This is a genomic window from Pseudomonas arsenicoxydans (genome assembly GCF_900103875.1).
Taxonomy (GTDB): domain Bacteria; phylum Pseudomonadota; class Gammaproteobacteria; order Pseudomonadales; family Pseudomonadaceae; genus Aquipseudomonas; species Aquipseudomonas arsenicoxydans.
In genome coordinates, this window is the sequence record NZ_LT629705.1 from 5,537,299 (window position 1) to 5,556,979 (window position 19,681).

Annotated in this window: 13 protein-coding genes and 2 rRNA genes; 3 read left to right on the forward strand and 12 right to left on the reverse strand. The window is 59.1% G+C overall.

Going from position 1 to position 19,681, the window contains the following annotated elements; genetic code table 11:
* Window positions 1–87 precede the first annotated feature (87 nt).
* The 4 genes from peaD to peaA all read right to left on the reverse strand — a co-directional run bounded on the left by peaD (window position 88) and on the right by peaA (window position 4,649).
* Window positions 88–1,206 carry a quinohemoprotein amine dehydrogenase subunit beta gene (gene peaD / locus BLQ41_RS25835; protein ID WP_090186211.1) on the reverse strand — a complete coding sequence of 373 codons (1,119 nt, stop codon included), beginning with the start codon at window positions 1,204–1,206 and terminating at the stop codon, window positions 88–90.
* Between the two features lie 25 nt (window positions 1,207–1,231).
* Window positions 1,232–1,555, reverse strand: a complete 324-nt coding sequence (qhpC, locus tag BLQ41_RS25840) for a quinohemoprotein amine dehydrogenase subunit gamma (RefSeq protein WP_008145336.1) — start codon at window positions 1,553–1,555, stop codon at window positions 1,232–1,234.
* Window position 1,556: 1 nt separating this feature from the next.
* On the reverse strand, window positions 1,557–2,987 hold the full coding sequence (peaB, locus tag BLQ41_RS25845) for a quinohemoprotein amine dehydrogenase maturation protein (protein ID WP_090186216.1): 1,431 nt from the start codon (window positions 2,985–2,987) through the stop codon (window positions 1,557–1,559).
* An 81-nt stretch (window positions 2,988–3,068) separates the two neighbouring features.
* Window positions 3,069–4,649 (reverse strand): quinohemoprotein amine dehydrogenase subunit alpha, encoded by a 1,581-nt coding sequence (gene peaA / locus BLQ41_RS25850; protein ID WP_090186219.1) that lies wholly within the window; start codon window positions 4,647–4,649, stop codon window positions 3,069–3,071.
* Between the two features lie 347 nt (window positions 4,650–4,996).
* On the opposite strand from peaA, the gene BLQ41_RS25855 reads away from it, so the two are divergent.
* Window positions 4,997–5,353, forward strand: coding sequence for a hypothetical protein (locus tag BLQ41_RS25855; protein ID WP_090188832.1), 357 nt, complete (start codon window positions 4,997–4,999; stop codon window positions 5,351–5,353).
* Window positions 5,354–5,401: 48 nt separating this feature from the next.
* Here BLQ41_RS25855 and BLQ41_RS25860 read toward each other — a convergent pair whose 3' ends face one another.
* Window positions 5,402–5,656 (reverse strand): DUF1652 domain-containing protein, encoded by a 255-nt coding sequence (locus BLQ41_RS25860; RefSeq protein ID WP_090186222.1) that lies wholly within the window; start codon window positions 5,654–5,656, stop codon window positions 5,402–5,404.
* Window positions 5,657–5,931: 275 nt separating this feature from the next.
* Here BLQ41_RS25860 and BLQ41_RS25865 point away from each other — a divergent pair, with 275 nt between their 5' ends.
* Complete coding sequence (locus tag BLQ41_RS25865) at window positions 5,932–7,422, forward strand: aldehyde dehydrogenase family protein (protein WP_090186225.1); 1,491 nt, start codon at window positions 5,932–5,934, stop codon at window positions 7,420–7,422.
* A gap of 139 nt (window positions 7,423–7,561) precedes the next feature.
* Here BLQ41_RS25865 and qhpG read toward each other — a convergent pair whose 3' ends face one another.
* From qhpG to mrdA, 5 genes are all read right to left on the reverse strand, one after another.
* Window positions 7,562–8,851, reverse strand: a complete 1,290-nt coding sequence (gene qhpG / locus BLQ41_RS25870; protein ID WP_090186228.1) for a flavin-dependent monooxygenase QhpG — start codon at window positions 8,849–8,851, stop codon at window positions 7,562–7,564.
* Complete coding sequence (gene qhpE, locus BLQ41_RS25875) at window positions 8,848–9,525, reverse strand: subtilisin-like serine protease QhpE (protein ID WP_090186231.1); 678 nt, start codon at window positions 9,523–9,525, stop codon at window positions 8,848–8,850. The genes qhpG and qhpE overlap by 4 nt, the downstream gene beginning before the upstream one ends.
* Entirely contained in the window at window positions 9,515–11,233 is a 1,719-nt protein-coding gene (locus BLQ41_RS25880) for an ABC transporter ATP-binding protein (protein WP_090186234.1), read from the reverse strand. The genes qhpE and BLQ41_RS25880 overlap by 11 nt, the downstream gene beginning before the upstream one ends.
* A complete protein-coding gene (locus tag BLQ41_RS25885) occupies window positions 11,233–13,137 on the reverse strand; it encodes a sigma-54-dependent Fis family transcriptional regulator (protein WP_090186237.1) in 1,905 nt (634 codons plus the stop codon). The genes BLQ41_RS25880 and BLQ41_RS25885 overlap by 1 nt, the downstream gene beginning before the upstream one ends.
* A gap of 141 nt (window positions 13,138–13,278) precedes the next feature.
* Window positions 13,279–15,171, reverse strand: a complete 1,893-nt coding sequence (gene mrdA, locus BLQ41_RS25890; RefSeq protein WP_090186240.1) for a penicillin-binding protein 2 — start codon at window positions 15,169–15,171, stop codon at window positions 13,279–13,281.
* A 274-nt stretch (window positions 15,172–15,445) separates the two neighbouring features.
* On the opposite strand from mrdA, the gene BLQ41_RS25895 reads away from it, so the two are divergent.
* Window positions 15,446–16,369 (forward strand): TIGR03571 family LLM class oxidoreductase, encoded by a 924-nt coding sequence (locus BLQ41_RS25895; protein WP_090188834.1) that lies wholly within the window; start codon window positions 15,446–15,448, stop codon window positions 16,367–16,369.
* 111 nt (window positions 16,370–16,480) lie between these two features.
* Here BLQ41_RS25895 and rrf read toward each other — a convergent pair.
* Window positions 16,481–16,596: ribosomal RNA gene (gene rrf, locus BLQ41_RS25900) — 5S ribosomal RNA — on the reverse strand.
* A 176-nt stretch (window positions 16,597–16,772) separates the two neighbouring features.
* A 23S ribosomal RNA gene (locus BLQ41_RS25905) occupies window positions 16,773–19,664 on the reverse strand.
* Window positions 19,665–19,681 lie beyond the last annotated feature (17 nt).

Sequence of the window (19,681 nt, forward strand, 5' to 3'; positions counted from 1 at the left end):
TGCTCCGGTGATTTTGAGGGCCTCTTCGTCAGATCGCCGCCCGGACCAGGCAGCGATCTGACGATGGCGTCAGTTCAGGCGACGCAATTACCGGACAAATATCTGCGCCGTGGTAATCGCCATATCCCCACCTGGCATCTTGATGCTGCCGATCTGCTTCAGGCTGTCGGCATCAAAGATCGCCACGTCATTAAACGTCCCCGCCAGGTAGATCTTGCTGCCGTCCTTGTTGAAGGAAATGCAGTAGTAGGAATGATCCAGCGTCGCGGACTGCAGCATTTTCTTCTCCTTGATGTCGTACTTGGCCAGACGGTTGAGCACGCCGTACATCAGGTTCGGGTCCTTGGGTGAGCGCATGCCGCTGAAATAGATTTCCGTCAGGGGGCCGAAGTCGGTGGTTTCGGTCTTGCCGGTTTTCAGGTCAATGCTGAACAGCCCGTACAGGTACTCGGCGGTCAATGGATCCTGCTTCTTGTCCTTGAATTTCGCGGTGGTGTAGAGCAGCGAGAAATCATGACGATAGGTCTGCTGGTTCCACACGTAGAGCACGTCCGGCGCGGCGTAGTTCGCGCGTTTCCAGTGACGGCTGGGGATCAGCACGTCGAACTTGCCGGTTTTCACGTCGACCTTATAGACATCCGCCCCGGCCACGTACAGCGTGCCGTCGTCGCCGCTTTGCATGATGGTCAGTTGCCGTGGCGCCGGGAAACTGCGCACGGGTTTGGCGTCCATGCCAGCGTCGGTGGCGTACACGTCGAGCCGTGGTTGCTGCACTTCATAACGGTCATTGAGCATCAGCGTCGGGTTGGCGACGGTGAACAGTTCCTTGCCGTCATGGCTGAGGGTAAAGGCGAACATCGAGCGCGCCTTCTCCCCCGGTTTCTGCGTGATGCTGGCGTGGAACACCTGCTTGCAGCTGTCCAGCTCGACGCCGTAGACATCGGCGTAGTGGTTGTTCAACACGTAAGCGGTCTTGCGGTCCGGCGACAACTGGATGGTGCCGGGGCCGAAGGCGTCCGGCATCTTGCAGGTCTTGAACACGGTGTCGGTCGCCAGATCGATGACGTGCAGGTTGTTCGGGTAATTGGTGGTCAACATGTACTCGTGACCATCTTGGAGCGCAGTGTTTTCATCGGCCAGAACGTTGAACGAACAGACGCTCAGGACGGCAAATGCGGCCAGGCCGCAGGCTTTGATGCGATGCATGCTGGAATCCTTCTTCTCTGTCCGATCACTTGTCTTTAGGAAAGACAGTCCCGAGGTTGCGCCAGTTTTCGTTGGACGCCTGGGCATCCTTGTTCCAGTCCGGGTAGGTGCTCATCATGTCCGGCACCTGGGCCGGCCACCAGCACGGATCGGAGCAGCCATACAGGTCGGCCTCCATCGGCTGGCAGAGCGATGACACACCGCCAAAGGCATCGATTTCCCAACCCGGGTCGGTGGTCGAGGCGCAGCCGGCGACGGAACTCATCGCCACCACTTCTTCAATGCGGTTTTCGGCCGCGGCCTCATCGAGTTTCAGCGCTTTATTATTGATTGCCTTGAGATGTTTCATATCAGTGAGCCTTGCGCGGAGTGATGTAGCTGCTGATAAACGCAGGGTTGTGGGCCATGATCCGGGTGTAGACCTCGATGCCGAAGTCGACCCAGTCACGCATCAGTTCGCAGTAGTGATAGGTCGGATGGGTCGGGTCGCCGTAACGGGCGTAGCTCTCGTGGTAGCAGCCGCCGGAGCAGAGATTGCGGATCTGGCAGTCTTCGCAGCCGGTGTTGGTGCGGTCCAGGCGCTGGGACAGGAAGTCGTTCAACTCCACTTGCTTCACGGCGGTGTGGACGTTGCCGAAGGTCGGCAGGCTTGATCCGGTGAAACGGTGGCACAGGTTCAGTTCGCCCTTGTGATCCACCGCCAGCATCTTCAGGCCCGCGCCGCACGGCAGGGCTTTTTTATGGCCTTCGTGAATGTCGGTGATCAACTGGTGCAGGTTGGAGAAACCGATGTTGCGGTGCTCCAGCGCCGCTTCCAGATAACGCCGGCCAAGTCTCTTCATGCTGGCAAAGACTTCGATCAGTTCGTCGCTGGACAGGTTGAAGGTGCTGATGTCGCCGGAGGTCACCGGGGCGAATCCGACTTCGGCAAAACCCAGTTCGTTGAACAGGTGATCCCAGATGGTTTCGACGTCAGTGACGCCGGTGGTCAGGGTCACCCGCGCGCCCACCGGACGGCTGTTGTAGCGCGACAGCAACATCTCGGCCTTGCGCCGCACCACGTCATACGTGCCCTGCCCGCCCACGGTGATGCGGTTGCGGTCGTGCACGGTTTTCGGTCCGTCGATGCTGACTGACAAACCGAAGCGGTGAGCGTTGAGGTAGTCCACGGTCTCTTCGGTGAGCAGCGTGGCGTTGGTGGTCATGACGAACTCGACGAACTTGCCCGCCTCACGGAAACGCTTCTCGCAATAGTCGACCATGTACTCGATCAGCTTGCGATTGCTCAGCGGTTCACCACCGAAGAACACCACGGTGAAACGCTCTTCGTCCGGGGATTCGCGCAGCAGCATTTCTACCGAAGCGACCGCCGTTTCGACGTCCATTTTCTTGCCGGCCGACGGCTTGTCGAGGTCTTCCTTGTAGCAGTAGGTGCAGCTCAAATTGCAGCCGGTGTTGACGTTGAGCACCACGGTATTGATCGCGGTGCGTTCGACCCGTTTGGTGCCGATGTCCGGCGTCAGCGGCGAGCCGTCGCTGACCAGTTCCAGGGACATCAACTCGCGCAGGGTCTCGGTGATTTCTTCACCGTTGAAACGTGAAGCCAAACGCTCGATCAGGTCCTCCGACGAACAGCCGGGACCGCGCAAGGTATCGATGATGGTGCCCGTCAGCTCATCGCTGGCGAACAGCGAACTGCTGGGGATGTGAAACAGCATGCGGTCGGCATCGACGTGCACTTCGTGCAGATTCCGCTCGACCAGATTCAAAATAGCGCCCATTGCAACCTCCTGTGCAAACCCCGCCTGGCGGGGCCTGCGGTCATTCCGAAAAGTGTCTGAAGCCTTTTTGAATCAGCCAACTCATGGAATGGGTGGATTGTTCCAGCGTTGCACGGTGACGATCATGTGGCCTTCGCCGGTCAGGGATTTCCCTGCGTCGTCGACGGCGGCAATCACCTTGAGGTTGCCGGCATTGTTGGTGGACATCTTGCGTTGCGGGTTCGGCCCGGCATCACCTGGAGTGAACACGCCGCTGTCGGCTTGCATGGTGCCGGCGAACTTGACGTCTTCGTCTTCCTTGGCGCGGTCGTCGAAGGCCTCGACCTTCCATTGCGCCGGGAACACGCCGATGCGATACGGTTTGCCGTCAGCGCCCTTGCCCCAGGCTTCAGCATCGAAACGGCCCTGGACTTTCGGCGTAGAACCGCCGCCCTCGCCGATCCGCGCCACCGAGAACGCGGGCACGACTTTGACTTCGGCGATTGAGTTGTAGACCGACAGGGTCGGGCCTTTCAGCGTGCCGACGGTGACCGCGCGCAGACCCGGCTGGGCATTGGCCGCGGCCTTGAGTTTGACCCTGATCCGCTGCGGGCTCTGCTCGACGACTTCGACCACTTCCACACCTTTACCGAAGTTCGGTTTGCCGGTGAGACCGCTGCCGACAAGGGTGACTTCAGTTTCGGCGCCAGCCTTGAGGTAACCCGGTTGCACCGCCAGCAAACGACTGCTGCCCTGCTTGGCGGCGACGAAGTCCAGACCGCGCTCATCATGCTCGGCTTCGAACATCCGGCCTTGCATGGCATTGCCCTGGGCGGCGAACACCTGGCGCATGGTCACGCCATCGATGGTCACGTTGCCGCGCCATTCGTAGCCGGTGTAGAGAATCGCGCTGCCATCGCCATTGAACGGGCTGCCGTCGGCGTATTGGCCTTTGACGCTGACTTTGAACGTGTCACTGCCATCGGCGGTGACGCTCATCACGCCGGCCAGTTCACCCTTGCCGGGCAAGTGGCCGCTGAAGCTCCAGTCACCCACCAGTGCGGCGCTTTTCGGCGCGCTGCTCAGCCATTTTTTCCAGGCCGGGTTATCCAGCGGATAACGCTTGGCCAGCAGCGGCACCATGTCCTTGCGGGCAAGATCAAACCAGTCGCGATCCCGGGCCAGGGCCTGGTATTCGAGGGACGGCCATTGGCCGAGGTGGAAGTTCACCAGACGCTCCCATTCCTGGGCCGGACGCCGTTGCAGGGCCACCCGCGCACCGGAGTGGCAGCGGCCGCACATCTGGCTGGTCTGGTCGTCAAACTTCTCGACGGTATTGAGTCGACGTTCCAGCGCATAACGCACGCCGTCTGTCTCGCTGGGCGCCAGACCCTGGGTGTCGGCCAGGTATTTGACCAGGGTTCGGCGGTCGTCATCGCTAATCTGCAAACCGTGCATGGTCTGCATCCGGGCGATGCTCATCAGCCAACCTTCCGGGGTCTTGCGCTGGTGGCTGATACGGCTCAGGGCGTTATCGGCTTCGGGGGTGTGACAGCCCTGACAGGTTTCCTTGAGGATGGTCTGGGCGTCACGGGCGGCCAGGCTGTAAGGCGAATGCAGCGCTACACAAGCGGCCACGGCCAGCAGACTGGCGCTCAGGCCTGATCGGAGTCTTCTCTTCATCAACGTCGAACCTCGCACGGTGCTTTCTTATTTTTGTGGCTTATCGTTTTTTTTGGTTTCTACCGTCGGCGGCGCACCGCTGACGGAGGCAAGAGAAACGTCTGCGATGAGCAATACACGGAGCGTGCCAGCTTGACGATATCCTTTTAAATCAAGCCGTTAGGTCAAAAACAGGGGCGTGATCGGCATCCAGGCAAGATCGCCCGCGTCTAATATCGCGACACTTGTTTCAGTCTGAGACAAAGCATAGATGGCGTGGCCGGAACAGTTCATCGGTCGACGATTGACGGCTATCCCCTGCGGGAGCGAAATGGGTGTTCACCGATTGCCAAGCAGGGGATAACAAAATGGCAAGCATCACTGTCCTGGCGGGGGACTTTCTGCAGGGTGATGGAGAGTACATAGATGACGTCTTCACCCTCAGGACCTCGCTCCACCCGTGGCCCGGCATCACCCTCCCGCTCTCAGCGTTCAAGTGTGTAGAAGTGGCCAACGAAGATTCGATCAACAACATCAAGGATGCCATCGGCTTCGGCGTGGCGGGTGCGATGTTGCTGGGCCCGATCGGCGCAATTGCCGGCTTCATGTTGGCGGGCAAGGAGACCGAAGTGACGTTTCTGGCGACGCTCAAGGACGACAGAAAACTCCTGGCTGCTGTAGATGGCAACACATTCGAGGAACTTTCCCGAAAAATCCCCGCCTGAACCGTCAGCACGCGCCGCACCACCTCGGTGGTGCGGCGTGACGGCGATTCAGCTGAAAAACGTTGGCTGAATGCCTTTGTGGGCTTCTATTTCGTGCCGCATATCCGCCACCAGCGAGGCGATTGCGTGAGGGCTGTCCAGTGTCCATAGCGGAACATGGGTCGCCACCAGATCGACTTTTCCCGTTACGCAGTCGCAGACCCGTATGGTCAAGGACTGATCTGCCTCCATGCTGCACGTGCACACGGCGGGCAGCATTTTCTGTTCAATGATGCTTTGAATTTCCAGGGTTGAAAGGAACATCACTAACCTCCCTCACACCAGATGTGTGGCCAGATGAACGGTCCATCGCGTCATCCACCGAGCCAGAAAATTCTAGTCCTCAATAGTGAGTGTCTCAAGGTCGCAACAGGTTGCTCGTCGTCTCATCGTTGTCGCAATTTGCAACAAGCCGCGGGCAATCGCCCTTTCCCTTGAGTGTTCCCAAACCCCGCCGACCAAGGGCGGGGCTGCGTTTCCTGGCACTTGGCACAGCCATTGCGAAAGCCCGGTTCTCACGAATAACAAGAGGCCTCGCCATGACGCTCCCTTATCTGCTTCCCGCCACCTCGGCATTTATCCAGCGCGCCCCACGCATGCTTATTGGCGGTGACTGGGTCGAAGCCGCTGACGGCCAGACCATGCCCCTGCACAACCCGGCCACCGGTGAAGTGCTGTGCGTGGTGCCACGGGCCACGCCGGAGGATGTCGACCGGGCAGTGCTTGCTGCTCGTCAGGCCTTTGATGATTCCGCCTGGACCCGCACTCGCCCTCGTGAGCGGCAGAACCTGTTGTGGAAACTCGCTGACCTGATGGAGCGCGACGCCGAGCAGCTGGCGCAGCTGGAATGCCTGAACAACGGCAAGAGCGCTGCGGTGGCCCAAGTGATGGATGTGCAACTGTCCATCGACTTCCTGCGCTACATGGCGGGTTGGGCGACCAAGATCGAAGGTTCCAGCGTTGAAGTGTCGTTGCCGCTGATGCCCAACGATCAGTTCCACAGCTTCATTCGCCGTGAAGCGGTGGGCGTGGTCGGCGCCATTGTCGCCTGGAACTTCCCGCTGCTGCTGGCCTGCTGGAAACTCGGCCCGGCCCTGGCCACCGGTTGCACGGTGGTGCTCAAACCCGCCGACGAAACGCCGCTGACTGCCTTGAAACTCGCTGAACTGGTGCTGGAAGCCGGCTACCCCGAAGGCGTGTTCAACGTGGTCACCGGCACCGGCATCACCGCCGGATCGGCGCTGACCCACAATCCGCTGGTGGATAAGCTGACCTTCACCGGCTCCACCGCTGTGGGCAAGCAGATCGGCAAGATCGCCATGGACTCCATGACCCGTGTCACCCTGGAACTGGGCGGCAAATCGCCGACCATCGTCATGGGCGATGCCGACCTGAAAACCGCCGCAGCCGGTGCCGCCAGCGCGATTTTCTTCAATCAGGGCCAGGTGTGCTGCGCAGGGTCGCGGCTGTACGTGCAGCGCAAGCATTTCGACAATGTGGTGGCGGACATCGCCGACATTGCCAACGCCATGAAGCTTGGCAATGGCCTGGACCCAAGCGTCGATATGGGCCCACTGATCTCCGCGCGCCAACAGGAAAGGGTTTACGGCTATATCGAAAAGGGCCGGGAAAGTGGCGCGACCATCGCTTGCGGCGGCGAGCAATTCGGCCCGGGGTTTTTCGTCAAGCCGACAGTGATTGTCGACGTCGATCAGAAGCATTCGCTGGTGCAGGAAGAAATCTTCGGCCCGGTGCTGGTGGCGATTCCATTTGATGACGAAGCCGATGCCTTGCGCATGGCCAATGACAGCCCGTACGGGTTGGGGGCAAGCATTTGGTCTAATGACCTGGCGGCGGTGCACCGGATGATTCCGCGGATCAAGTCAGGCTCGGTGTGGGTCAATTGCCACAGCGCCCTGGACCCGGCGCTGCCGTTTGGCGGCTACAAAATGTCTGGGGTCGGGCGTGAGATGGGGTATGCGGCGATTGAGCATTACACCGAGTTGAAGTCGGTGTTGATCAAGTTGTAATTGCGGCGGCCTGTCGGGCGCCATCGCGGGCAAGCCCGCTCCCACAAGGTTTTGGGGTGAAGCTGCAATTTCTGGCATCACACAAATCACTGTGGGAGCGGGCTTGCCCGCGATAGCGCCAGGCCGGCCACCTCAAACTTCAGGGCTTGAAACCCTGAGCCAACAACCAACTGCGAACCATCCTGCCCTGCTCCACCGTCAACCCGGCCAACGCCTGTTCGGCCGGCTCGGTTTGTAACCGTCGCACCAGCGGCGCCAGTTCAACCCCCTGGACATGCCAGATTCCCAACGGCTGATCCGCGGTGATCACCACGTCGGCTTCATCCACATAGCCGTCCTTCAACACCGGCGCCCGCTCGATTCTCAGCGCCTGAAAGTCCGGCTCGGCGTGTGCCGGTTGAGCATCCGGCCAATGCCGGCGGGCCTTCCAGAACGGCTGCTCCAGCCAGCGCTGCTCATCGGCATAAAAATCCCGCCCGATTCGCGCAAAACGCCAAAACAACTGTTCCACTCGCGTCTGATGAAACCGCTGCGCCAGCGCTGCTCGCTCCGGTTTACGCAACAATGTGTTGATCACGGTCGGCGCCTGCAATGCCGAAGACAGCGACTGGAAAATGCCGTTGCCCGACAGCGGGTCCACCGCCATCGCCGCATCGCCGACCCGAATCCAGTTATCGCCACACACCTGCGGGCACAGGATCGCTGTGCTGCTGCGAGCGTGCAGTTGCAGGTCGATTTGCGGTTCGCCCCCGAAAAACTCACGCACCAGCGCCGACTCCTGGCGTCTCTGGCGGCAGTAATCGAGTAATTGCGCCTTGCCCGGCAATTGGGCACTGGCCACGTCCACGGTCCATTGCCAATAACACTGACCGTCAGCCCGTCGCGCCATCCAGGCCCAACCGTCCTCAAGGCTCTCCACGGCACTGGCGGTGCTGCCCGGCGTGCCTTGCCAGCGATTGAGCAGGCTGACCGTCTCCGGCCCGCGCAGGCCTTTGCCGAGTGCAGGCGCCTGACGTCCACGGGCCTCCACCAGAAAGTCCGCCAGCAACGCTTCGCGCCCTTCCATCTCGATGCGGTGTCCCGCCGCCAAGGCCTGAACACTCAGCACCCGTCCTTCGATGAGTTCAACGCCGGCCCGTCGCAGGTCTTCGCGCAAGCCTTGGTCGAAGCGTGGGCGATCCACCAGAAATTCAACGTTCTGCGCATGCTGCTGGCCGTTCCACGCGACCTGCCGCTGGGACGGTAACGTCGCGTCCGCCAGCGCCTGATGCAGACCCGCGCCCCGCAAGGCATCCAGCACCCGCACCGACACGCCTTCGAGCGCCGCGAACCGGCGCCACTCGCTGACCAGCGTCACCGCATAACCCAGCGCTCGTAAACCCAAGGCAACCGCAGCCCCCGCCGGCCCCGCGCCAAGAATCACAATCATGGCCCGACGCGCCGTTCAGGGCCGCGATACCGGGCGTGTTCACGCAACCACTCGATAACGTGCTGGTTGCTCGCGTCGGGGTGCATAGCCAGAAAACCCGCAATATGCCCGCTCAACGCCGCACACCCCAGGCTGGCGCCCGACTGCCCCGGATACGTCCCGTGCACACACGCGGCGAAATCGGCCTGAGCGCTGTTAAGCCATGACCATTCATGCTCGGCGCAACGCGCATCGCCAGTGACCCGCAGCACCTGTGGATAATTCGCCGGAAACACGCCCTCGCCCTGCGCCGGGCTGGAAGCACACAGCAAAATACCTCGGGCCACGGCGGCCGCGCAGGCTTCGCGCAGCAGGCTTCGATCCTGTCGCAACCCCAGGCTCAAATTGATCAGCCGCACATCTTGAGCCACTAGCCAGTCTATAGCCGTGGCGATCTGCAAGGCACTGGTGACGCCACGCTGGTCGAACACCTGCCCCACACAAAAAACCGCCGAAGGCGCCCGCCGGCTGATGGCCTCGATCACCGCGCTGCCGTGGCCCAGCGGATCGTCGCGCAAGGCGCTTTCGGCCAATCCATCTTCAAGCAGTGAGAATCGCCGTCCCGCGATCACCTGCACCCGTTGCGCCGCCGAATGGCCGCTGTCGACGACGCCAATCCTCAGTTCAGGCTTCATGCAACACCGTTTTTGAAGTGAGCACGCCGTCGAGCAACTCAAAGCGCAAATCGGCATCGGCCAGGGTTGAAGGGCGATGGCTGATCAGGATCCGCGTGCGCCCGGCAAACAGTCGATCGATGGCCTCGATGACTTCGCGCTCGGTGGCTTCATCCACCGCCGAGGTCGCTTCGTCCAGCACCAAAATCAGCGGGTCCTGCAGCAGCGCCCGGGCAATGGCGATGCGCTGTTTCTGCCCGCCGGACAACTGCTGGCCGCGCTCGCCCAACGGGCTGTCGAGGCCCTCGGGCAAGGATTCGATCAGGCTGTCCAGTTGCGCCAGTCGCGCGACTTCGGCAATCGCTTCACGACTGGCGTCCGGCACGGCATAAGCAAGGTTGTCGGCAAGGCTGCCGCGAAACAACACGATGTCCTGACTGACCACGGCAATCCGCCGACGCAACTGGAACAGGTCCAGTTCCCGCAGATCCACCTCACCCAGCAACACCCGACCGGACTGCGGGTCATGGTGGCGTTGCAGCAGATCGATCAGCGTTGATTTGCCGACACCGGAGCCGCCGCTCAGGGCGACTTTCAAACCATAGGGAATTCGTGCTTCGATACCGCGCAACGTCGTCGGCCGACCGGGATGGCTGAAGTGCACGGCGTCGAAACGCAGTTCACCCGAGGCCGGCATCGGCTTCGGTTCGGCAGGCGTGAGCACGGTCGGCTCTTCGCCACGCAATTCCATCACGCGACCGAGGCTGACGGTCATCCGCTGAATCGCCACGTACAGCCCGAGCAAGCTCTGAACCGGCCCGACCGCCATCCCCAGGTAGGTGGAAAACGCAATCAGGGCGCCCAGCTGCCAGGTCCCCTGTACCACCCAATAACCCCCGATCAAAAACGCACAGGCCCGAGACAGCGACGTCAGCGTGCCCGGTACGGCCTGGGTGAAAAACTCGGTGACTTGCAGGCGCAACAACTGGCTCATGTAGCCTTGGCCGAGCGTCTCCAGCCGGCGCGATTCACGCTGTTGCTGGCCGGCGGACTGGATGAATTTCATCACCGGCAAGGTCTCGACCATGAATGAGGACATGTCCGCCGAGCGTTCGCGCAACTGCCGCACATCGCGCTCGACCTTGCGCCGCATCCAGCGCAGCCAGAGCACATCAAGGGGAATCAGCACCAACGCCAGCAGCGAAAGCTTCCACGACAGGGTCAACAGCATCGCCACGGCGCAGACCAGACCGATCACGCTCGACACCGCCGAGAACAACGAGTCGACGGCGAAGCGCTGGATCTCCGCAACATCACCATCCAGACGCGACATCAAATCACCGATGCGCCGCTGCCCGTAGAAACTCGGCGAAAGGGTTTGCAGATGTCGATAAAGGTCGTCGCGCAGGGCGAACAGAATCCGCCCGGACAAGCGCGTGTGCAGGTAACGATTGATCCCCGACAGCGCCGTGCCCAGCAGCCCGGCGACGATCATCAACCCGGCAATCAGCACCAGCTTCGGAAAGTTGCGCGCCAGCAAGCCATCGTCGATCAGCAGCTTGGTCAGCCACGGTTGCACCAGCACCAGCAACGAAGCGCAGACCGACAACCCGAGCAGTCCGGCGATTGCCAGACGATGCGGTCGCACAAAGCTGTAGAGCCAGCGCAATGCCGATTGCAGCGCTTCGGGGTTTTGGCTGTCGATCAGCCGCACGATCAGGCGCTGCATCACGAGCGCAACTGTTTGAGCTTGCGATACAAGGTCGCACGGCTGATGCCCAAGGCATCGGCGGCGGCCGAGACGTTGCCCTGATGACTGTCCAGGGACTGGCGAATCAACTCCAGTTCGTTTTCGCGAATGCTGCCCGACGATGGCCGTTCGGTCGCGGACAACTCGTCGAGCATGCTGTCGGGCAGGTGGTCGAGGGTCAGCACCGTGTCTCCCGGCTCGCGCATGGCCAGCGCAGTGCGCAACACCATTTCCAGTTGGCGGATGTTACCCGGCCAGTGATAGCCACCGAGCAATCGGTTCAAGTCGTCATGCAGGAGAACGCCTGGTGCGTTGAGTTTGGCCAGCAGTCGCGTGACCAGGCCACTGAAATCCTCACGCTCACGCAAGGCCGGGAGCATCACGCTGATGCCGTTGACCCGGTAGAACAGGTCTTCGCGGAAGTGTTTTTCTTCGACCAGACGCTTGAGATCGCGGTGGGTGGCGCAGATCAGCGCGACGTCGATGTCTTGTTCTTCGCCAGCGCCCAACGGTGCCACTTTTCGGTCCTGCAATACCCGCAGCAGGCGTGCCTGCAAGGCCAGCGGCATGTCGCCGATTTCATCGAGGAACAAGGTGCCACCGTGGGCCTGTTGCAGGCGACCGATCATGCCGCCCCGGCGCGATCCGGTGAACGCGCCTTCGCGGTAGCCGAACAGCTCCGACTCGATCAGGCCTTCGGGAATCGCCGCGCAGTTCACCGCAACGAAAGGTTTGTCGCAGCGGCTGCCGGCCATGTGCAAGGCACGGGCAATCACTTCTTTACCGGTGCCGGTTTCACCCAGCAGCAATACCGGCAACTCATTGGCCAGGCCTTGGCGGGCCATGCGCAACGCGCGGGCATAACGCACATTGCTGCCGGCCAAGGCTTCGAGATCCGGTGGTGGCTTGACGGTTTTGGCCGTGCTGCGCGGCGGTGTGCTGACGTTGATCGAGCGCTGCGGCGCACGCAGGGCCTTATAGAAAAATTCACCTTTGGCAGTCTGCAAACTGCCGACGCCACCCTGATGCAGTCGCGACAGCAGTTGCAAGCCGTCGACGCCCAGAAACTCTTCGCAACGCCGCCCGACCAGCGCTGAACGCTCGGCATGCAACAACTGGCAGGCCTGGGCGCTGACCGCGAGGATCTGCCCGCCAAGACTCACCGCCAATAAACCCTGCCAAGGGGATTCGAGGTATTGCCGACGGCTGTGGAAGGCCAGGACAATTTCGTTTGGATAACTGGCGTTGAACACGCGGCTTTCGATCTGGCTGACGGCCATGGACAACAATGCGGTGCTGTCATGAACGCGGCCGAGCGGGCCTTCGCGAGTCAAGTCGAGCACGCCGAGGATCTCGCCCTGGGGGCAATAAATAGGCACCGATGTGCAGGAAAAATCGGTCAGGCGATCAAGGTAGTGTTCGCCGCAATCAATCATCGTCGGCCGCGATTCGACCAGCGCGGTGCCCAGGGCATTGGTGCCGCGAGCCGCTTCGCTCCAGCAGGCGCCAAGGGTAATGTCTTGCAGGCCGCTGCCCTTGAGGCGGTCGGCACGACCTTCGACAGACAGAATGGTGGCGTCGGAATTGGCGAGGATGATCAGGCCTTCCTTGCCCTGGCGTTCGGCCAAGTAATCGATTGCCGGCAATGCCGCGTCGATCAGCAAGCGATTGCTCGCCAGCAGCACGTCGAGGCTGGCGCCCGATTCCAGCGCCAGCTCGTACTTGCCATTGAAATGCACACCATGACTGAGGCTGCGCCGCCACGAGGCATCGATTTCCGCGCGCAACACGCCATCGGGGACTTCGCCCTCCAGATGGAGCTTTTCCCGGGCCAGCCGGGCTTCGCGGTGCAGCTTGGGTGGAGTTGTTTTTATTAGCGTCATCAAAGCGCTCCGGATCGGTCCGCCCTGCGCTTTTTTAAGTTCAGCGCCCTGCCGCAATCTTTACGTTAACGTAAGGGCGATGGCAAGTGCCTTACAGCACATGCTCAGCATTCGTGAGCCTGTGCTGTGAAGCTTGATCGCTTAGACGTGAGGATCGCCCGGCGGTTTGGCTGGGGTGGCGTACTGCGGCTTGAGATGACCGTCCTGATCGAGTAACCAGGCGTCCATGATCTGCCGCACCACTGGACCGGCGACTCGACCACCAGCCTCACCGTTTTCGATCATCACCGAAATGACGATCTTGGGGTGTTCGGCCGGAGCGAAACCGACGAACAAGGCGTTGTCGCGGTTACGCTCCAGGGTTTTCGCCCGGTTGTAGCGCTCGCCTTGTTTGATCGCCACCACCTGCGCGGTCCCGCTCTTGCCGGCGATGCGGTACTGAGCGCCCAACGCCGCCGCTCGGGCAATCCCCCGAGGGTCGTGCATAACCAACTGCATGCCGTGGTTGACCTGCTCCCAGTCACGCGGATCCTTGAGCATGATGTTCGGCATCGGATGCTCGTCCACAGGCGCCACACCATCCACGGTCTTGGCCAGGTGCGGCCGGTTCCAGACGCCTTTGTTAGCAATCAGCGCAGTAGCTTGGGCAAGTTGCAGCGGTGTGACCTGCATATAGCCCTGACCGATGCCGAGGATGACGGTCTCACCGGGGAACCACGGCTGTCGGCGTGTGGCACGTTTCCAGGCCTGGGACGGCATCAAGCCGGCAGACTCTTCGAACATGTCCAGCGAGACCTTCTCGCCAAGGCCGAACATCGCCATGTAATCATGCAGGCGATCGATGCCCAGCTTGTGCGCCAGATCATAGAAGTAGGTGTCGTTGGAGCGCATGATCGCCGCGTCCATGTCCACCCAACCGTCACCGCTGTGGTTCCAGTTGCGGTATTTATGATCGAAGTCCGGGAGCTGGTAGTAACCTGGATCGAAGACACGTGTCTGCGGGGTCACGACACCGGCATCGAGGCCGGCAATCGCCATTTCAGGCTTGATGGTCGAACCTGGCGCGTAGAGGCCGCGCAGCACGCGGTTAAACAGCGGCCGGTCGATGGAGTCGTGCAGTGCCGCGTATTCCTTGAAGCTGATGCCGGTCACGAACATGTTCGGATCGAAACTCGGCTTGCTGACCATGGCCAATACTTCGCCGGTCGACGGATCGAGCGCGACCACAGAGCCGCGACGATCCCCCAGGGCCTCCTCGGCCGCCTCCTGAAGTTTGACGTCCAGGCTCAGCACGATGTTTTTGCCAGGGATCGGATCGGTGTGCTTGAGCACTCGCAATACGCGGCCCTGCGCGTTGGTTTCAACCTCTTCATAGCCGACGTGACCGTGCAGCTCTGACTCGTAGAACTTTTCGATACCGGTTTTACCGATGGACTGGGTGCCACGGTATTCGACGTTATCGAGGGTCTTGGATTCTTTTTCGTTGATGCGACCGACATAGCCGATCGAATGGGCGAAGTGCGCGCCCATTGGGTAATGGCGGACGAATTGTGGCTCGACATCAATTCCCGGCAAACGGAATTCGTTGACCGCGAGCACAGCGATTTGCTGTTCACTGAGCTCGTAGAACAGGGTGACCGGCACGAACGGGTGACGCGCCTGCTTCATGGCCTTGTCGAACAGTGTCCGGTCTTCTGCTGGAAGCTGCAGGAGGTTGACCACTTCATCCAGTTCTTCTTTGACATCGGTGGTGCGTTCGCGGGTGATGGTCAGGTTGAAGCTGGGACGGTTGTCTGCGAGGACGACACCGTTGCGGTCGAAGATAAGCCCTCGCGTAGGGGTGATCGGCAACACATGGACACGGTTGTTTTCGGAGATGGTGGAGTGATAGTCGAACTCGACCACCTGCAACACATACATGCGCACCACGAGTGCGCAGGATATGGCGACGACGAACAAGGCGCAGGCGATCAACCGTTTATTGACCAGACGCGTCTCTTTTTCATGGTCCTTGATAGGTATGGGTTCAGGCATTTCTGTAGCAACTCTATGACGATAAAAAGGGGCGCCGATCCGTGGGCCTGAAATCAGTCCGTAAAAAAACGAGCTGCACCATACCAAAAACCATGCGGTCACTTTAGTGCGATTTCCTATAAGGGTTGTCCTTCAAAGGTCAAAACGACAGTCGGTGTTTCGCCGACTCGTGCATTTTGTTCAAGACTGATATTCCGATTCATGCATTTTTCTTGCTGATCCGCCTATAGATACTGGGTGCATGTCATTCCATTTCTTTTTGGGGAGTCTTTTCATGCATCCACGCTTTCAACGTCTACTTGGCTCGAACGGTTTTTCCATAGGGCTTGAACTCCCACTGGATAACGATTGGTCCAGTGATGGGCAGCGGGGTCGTCTGGCTGAGGATCGGCCGTTCGGTGTTCCCGATTTAAAGCAGCACGCCACGATGGCGCGCCTGGCAGACAAGGCAGGTTTTCGTGCCCTATGGGTGCGTGATGTGCCGATTTACGACCCCGACTTTGGCGACGCGGCGCAGGTCTTCGAGACCTTTTCCTACCTTGGGTATCTCGCCGGAATTACAGAACACATCATGCTGGGTACCGCGGCGGTGGTGCTGCCATTGCGTCAGCCTTGGCTAACCCTCAAAGCCGCAAACAGTGTCGATGAGTTGAGTGATGGACGTTTGCTATTGGGAGTCGCCAGTGGTGACCGACCGATGGAGTACCCGTTGTTTGGGGTGGATTATGCTCAGCGAGGAGAGGTCTTTCGCGACACGGTTGAATTGATACGCAGCCAAGGTGAAGGTCGTTTGCCTGAGGGGGCTCGACTGCTTCCAGAGCGCAAACATTCTGCGCCGTTACTGGTGGCAGGCCTGGGTCAGCAATCACCTGCCTGGATCGGCGAACACATGGATGGCTGGCTTGCCTACCCTGGCACGCCCGATGAGCATCGTCGGCGAGTGGGGCTGTGGCGGGAGGTCGGGGGCGATAAACCCTATATCAGCTTCGTACACCTGGATCTGGCAGCGAATCCTCATGCCCCCATGCGGCGCGTGCGCTTCGGTGGAAGTTGCGGACGATTGGCATTGATCGATGAGCTTCAAGCATTGCGCGAGGCCGGTGTACAACACGTTGGCTTGCACTTGCGTCGTAGCGAACGCCCTGTGGCAGAGGTCATTGAAGAGATTGCAGAGCACGTTCTGCCGAAGTTTCACTAAGTGTCAGGGGATCCATGGGCAGCCTTAGGGCCGCCCTTCCCTTCGCAGCACTTTCCTGCGGGCAAAACAAAACCCCTACCTGCATACGCAGATAGGGGTTTCGGAATTTAATCTTGACGATGACCTACTCTCACATGGGGAAACCCCACACTACCATTGGCGATGCATCGTTTCACTGCTGAGTTCGGGATGGGATCAGGTGGTTCCAATGCTCTATGGTCGTCAAGAAATTCGGTAGCCAGGTCGTGCTCTCTTGCGAGGTCACGCTCCAGCGAATGGGTATGTGATAGTTTTCGGTGTTTTGCGAGTCTTCTCGAACTTTCGGTTCGTTTCGTCTTCACACACCGCAATCTGGTGCTCTTTCGCTTTTCAGCTCGAAGCAAGCAAATTGCTTGGGTGTTATATGGTCAAGCCTCACGGGCAATTAGTATTGGTTAGCTCAACGCCTCACAGCGCTTACACACCCAACCTATCAACGTCGTAGTCTTCGACGGCCCTTCAGGGGACTCAAGGTCCCAGTGAGATCTCATCTTGAGGCTAGTTTCCCGCTTAGATGCTTTCAGCGGTTATCTATTCCGAACATAGCTACCCGGCAATGCCACTGGCGTGACAACCGGAACACCAGAGGTTCGTCCACTCCGGTCCTCTCGTACTAGGAGCAGCCCCTCTCAAATCTCAAACGTCCACGGCAGATAGGGACCGAACTGTCTCACGACGTTCTAAACCCAGCTCGCGTACCACTTTAAATGGCGAACAGCCATACCCTTGGGACCGGCTTCAGCCCCAGGATGTGATGAGCCGACATCGAGGTGCCAAACACCGCCGTCGATATGAACTCTTGGGCGGTATCAGCCTGTTATCCCCGGAGTACCTTTTATCCGTTGAGCGATGGCCCTTCCATACAGAACCACCGGATCACTAAGACCTACTTTCGTACCTGCTCGACGTGTCTGTCTCGCAGTCAAGCGCGCTTTTGCCTTTATACTCTACGACCGATTTCCGACCGGTCTGAGCGCACCTTCGTACTCCTCCGTTACTCTTTAGGAGGAGACCGCCCCAGTCAAACTACCCACCATACACTGTCCTCGATCCGGATAACGGACCTGAGTTAGAACCTCAAAGTTGCCAGGGTGGTATTTCAAGGTTGGCTCCACGCGAACTGGCGTCCACGCTTCAAAGCCTCCCACCTATCCTACACAAGCAAATTCAAAGTCCAGTGCAAAGCTATAGTAAAGGTTCACGGGGTCTTTCCGTCTAGCCGCGGATACACTGCATCTTCACAGCGATTTCAATTTCACTGAGTCTCGGGTGGAGACAGCGCCGCCATCGTTACGCCATTCGTGCAGGTCGGAACTTACCCGACAAGGAATTTCGCTACCTTAGGACCGTTATAGTTACGGCCGCCGTTTACCGGGGCTTCGATCAAGAGCTTCGCGTTAGCTAACCCCATCAATTAACCTTCCGGCACCGGGCAGGCGTCACACCCTATACGTCCACTTTCGTGTTTGCAGAGTGCTGTGTTTTTAATAAACAGTCGCAGCGGCCTGGTATCTTCGACCGGCATGGGCTTACGCAGTAAATGCTTCACCCTCACCGGCGCACCTTCTCCCGAAGTTACGGTGCCATTTTGCCTAGTTCCTTCACCCGAGTTCTCTCAAGCGCCTTGGTATTCTCTACCCAACCACCTGTGTCGGTTTGGGGTACGGTTCCTGGTTACCTGAAGCTTAGAAGCTTTTCTTGGAAGCATGGCATCAACCACTTCGTGTTCTAAAAGAACACTCGTCATCAGCTCTCGGCTTTAGAATCCCGGATTTACCTAAGATTCCAGCCTACCACCTTAAACTTGGACAACCAACGCCAAGCTGGCCTAGCCTTCTCCGTCCCTCCATCGCAATAACCAGAAGTACAGGAATATTAACCTGTTTTCCATCGACTACGCTTTTCAGCCTCGCCTTAGGGACCGACTAACCCTGCGTCGATTAACGTTGCGCAGGAAACCTTGGTCTTTCGGCGTGGGTGTTTTTCACACCCATTGTCGTTACTCATGTCAGCATTCGCACTTCTGATACCTCCAGCAAGCTTCTCAACTCACCTTCACAGGCTTACAGAACGCTCCTCTACCGCATCACCTAAGTGATACCCGTAGCTTCGGTGTATGGTTTGAGCCCCGTTACATCTTCCGCGCAGGCCGACTCGACTAGTGAGCTATTACGCTTTCTTTAAAGGGTGGCTGCTTCTAAGCCAACCTCCTAGCTGTCTAAGCCTTCCCACATCGTTTCCCACTTAACCATAACTTTGGGACCTTAGCTGACGGTCTGGGTTGTTTCCCTTTTCACGACGGACGTTAGCACCCGCCGTGTGTCTCCCATGCTCGGCACTTGTAGGTATTCGGAGTTTGCATCGGTTTGGTAAGTCGGGATGACCCCCTAGCCGAAACAGTGCTCTACCCCCTACAGTGATACATGAGGCGCTACCTAAATAGCTTTCGAGGAGAACCAGCTATCTCCGAGCTTGATTAGCCTTTCACTCCGATCCACAGGTCATCCGCTAACTTTTCAACGGTAGTCGGTTCGGTCCTCCAGTTAGTGTTACCCAACCTTCAACCTGCCCATGGATAGATCGCCCGGTTTCGGGTCTATTCCCAGCGACTAGACGCCCTATTAAGACTCGCTTTCGCTACGCCTCCCCTATTCGGTTAAGCTCGCCACTGAAAATAAGTCGCTGACCCATTATACAAAAGGTACGCAGTCACCCAACAAAGTGGGCTCCCACTGCTTGTACGCATACGGTTTCAGGATCTATTTCACTCCCCTCTCCGGGGTTCTTTTCGCCTTTCCCTCACGGTACTAGTTCACTATCGGTCAGTCAGTAGTATTTAGCCTTGGAGGATGGTCCCCCCATATTCAGACAAAGTTTCTCGTGCTCCGTCCTACTCGATTTCATGACTAAGAGATTTTCGCGTACAGGGCTATCACCCACTATGGCCGCACTTTCCAGAGCGTTCCGCTAATCTCAAAGCCACTTAAGGGCTAGTCCCCGTTCGCTCGCCACTACTAAGGGAATCTCGGTTGATTTCTTTTCCTCAGGGTACTTAGATGTTTCAGTTCCCCTGGTTCGCTTCTTAAGCCTATGTATTCAGCTTAAGATACCTAACTTATGTTAGGTGGGTTCCCCCATTCAGACATCTCCGGATCAAAGTCTGTTTGCCGACTCCCCGAAGCTTTTCGCAGGCTACCACGTCTTTCATCGCCTCTGACTGCCAAGGCATCCACCGTATGCGCTTCTTCACTTGACCATATAACCCCAAGCAAT

Bases quoted from the DNA above. Each gene is read 5' to 3' on its own strand.
- peaD (WP_090186211.1), bottom strand. From the start codon at position 1,206: ATGCATCGCATCAAAGCCTGCGGCCTGGCCGCATTTGCCGTCCTGAGC.
- qhpC (WP_008145336.1), bottom strand. From the start codon at position 1,555: ATGAAACATCTCAAGGCAATCAATAATAAAGCGCTGAAACTCGATGAG.
- peaB (WP_090186216.1), bottom strand. From the start codon at position 2,987: ATGGGCGCTATTTTGAATCTGGTCGAGCGGAATCTGCACGAAGTGCAC.
- peaA (WP_090186219.1), bottom strand. From the start codon at position 4,649: ATGAAGAGAAGACTCCGATCAGGCCTGAGCGCCAGTCTGCTGGCCGTG.
- BLQ41_RS25855 (WP_090188832.1), top strand. From the start codon at position 4,997: ATGGCAAGCATCACTGTCCTGGCGGGGGACTTTCTGCAGGGTGATGGA.
- BLQ41_RS25860 (WP_090186222.1), bottom strand. From the start codon at position 5,656: ATGTTCCTTTCAACCCTGGAAATTCAAAGCATCATTGAACAGAAAATG.
- BLQ41_RS25865 (WP_090186225.1), top strand. From the start codon at position 5,932: ATGACGCTCCCTTATCTGCTTCCCGCCACCTCGGCATTTATCCAGCGC.
- qhpG (WP_090186228.1), bottom strand. From the start codon at position 8,851: ATGATTGTGATTCTTGGCGCGGGGCCGGCGGGGGCTGCGGTTGCCTTG.
- qhpE (WP_090186231.1), bottom strand. From the start codon at position 9,525: ATGAAGCCTGAACTGAGGATTGGCGTCGTCGACAGCGGCCATTCGGCG.
- BLQ41_RS25880 (WP_090186234.1), bottom strand. From the start codon at position 11,233: ATGCAGCGCCTGATCGTGCGGCTGATCGACAGCCAAAACCCCGAAGCG.
- BLQ41_RS25885 (WP_090186237.1), bottom strand. From the start codon at position 13,137: ATGACGCTAATAAAAACAACTCCACCCAAGCTGCACCGCGAAGCCCGG.
- mrdA (WP_090186240.1), bottom strand. From the start codon at position 15,171: ATGCCTGAACCCATACCTATCAAGGACCATGAAAAAGAGACGCGTCTG.
- BLQ41_RS25895 (WP_090188834.1), top strand. From the start codon at position 15,446: ATGCATCCACGCTTTCAACGTCTACTTGGCTCGAACGGTTTTTCCATA.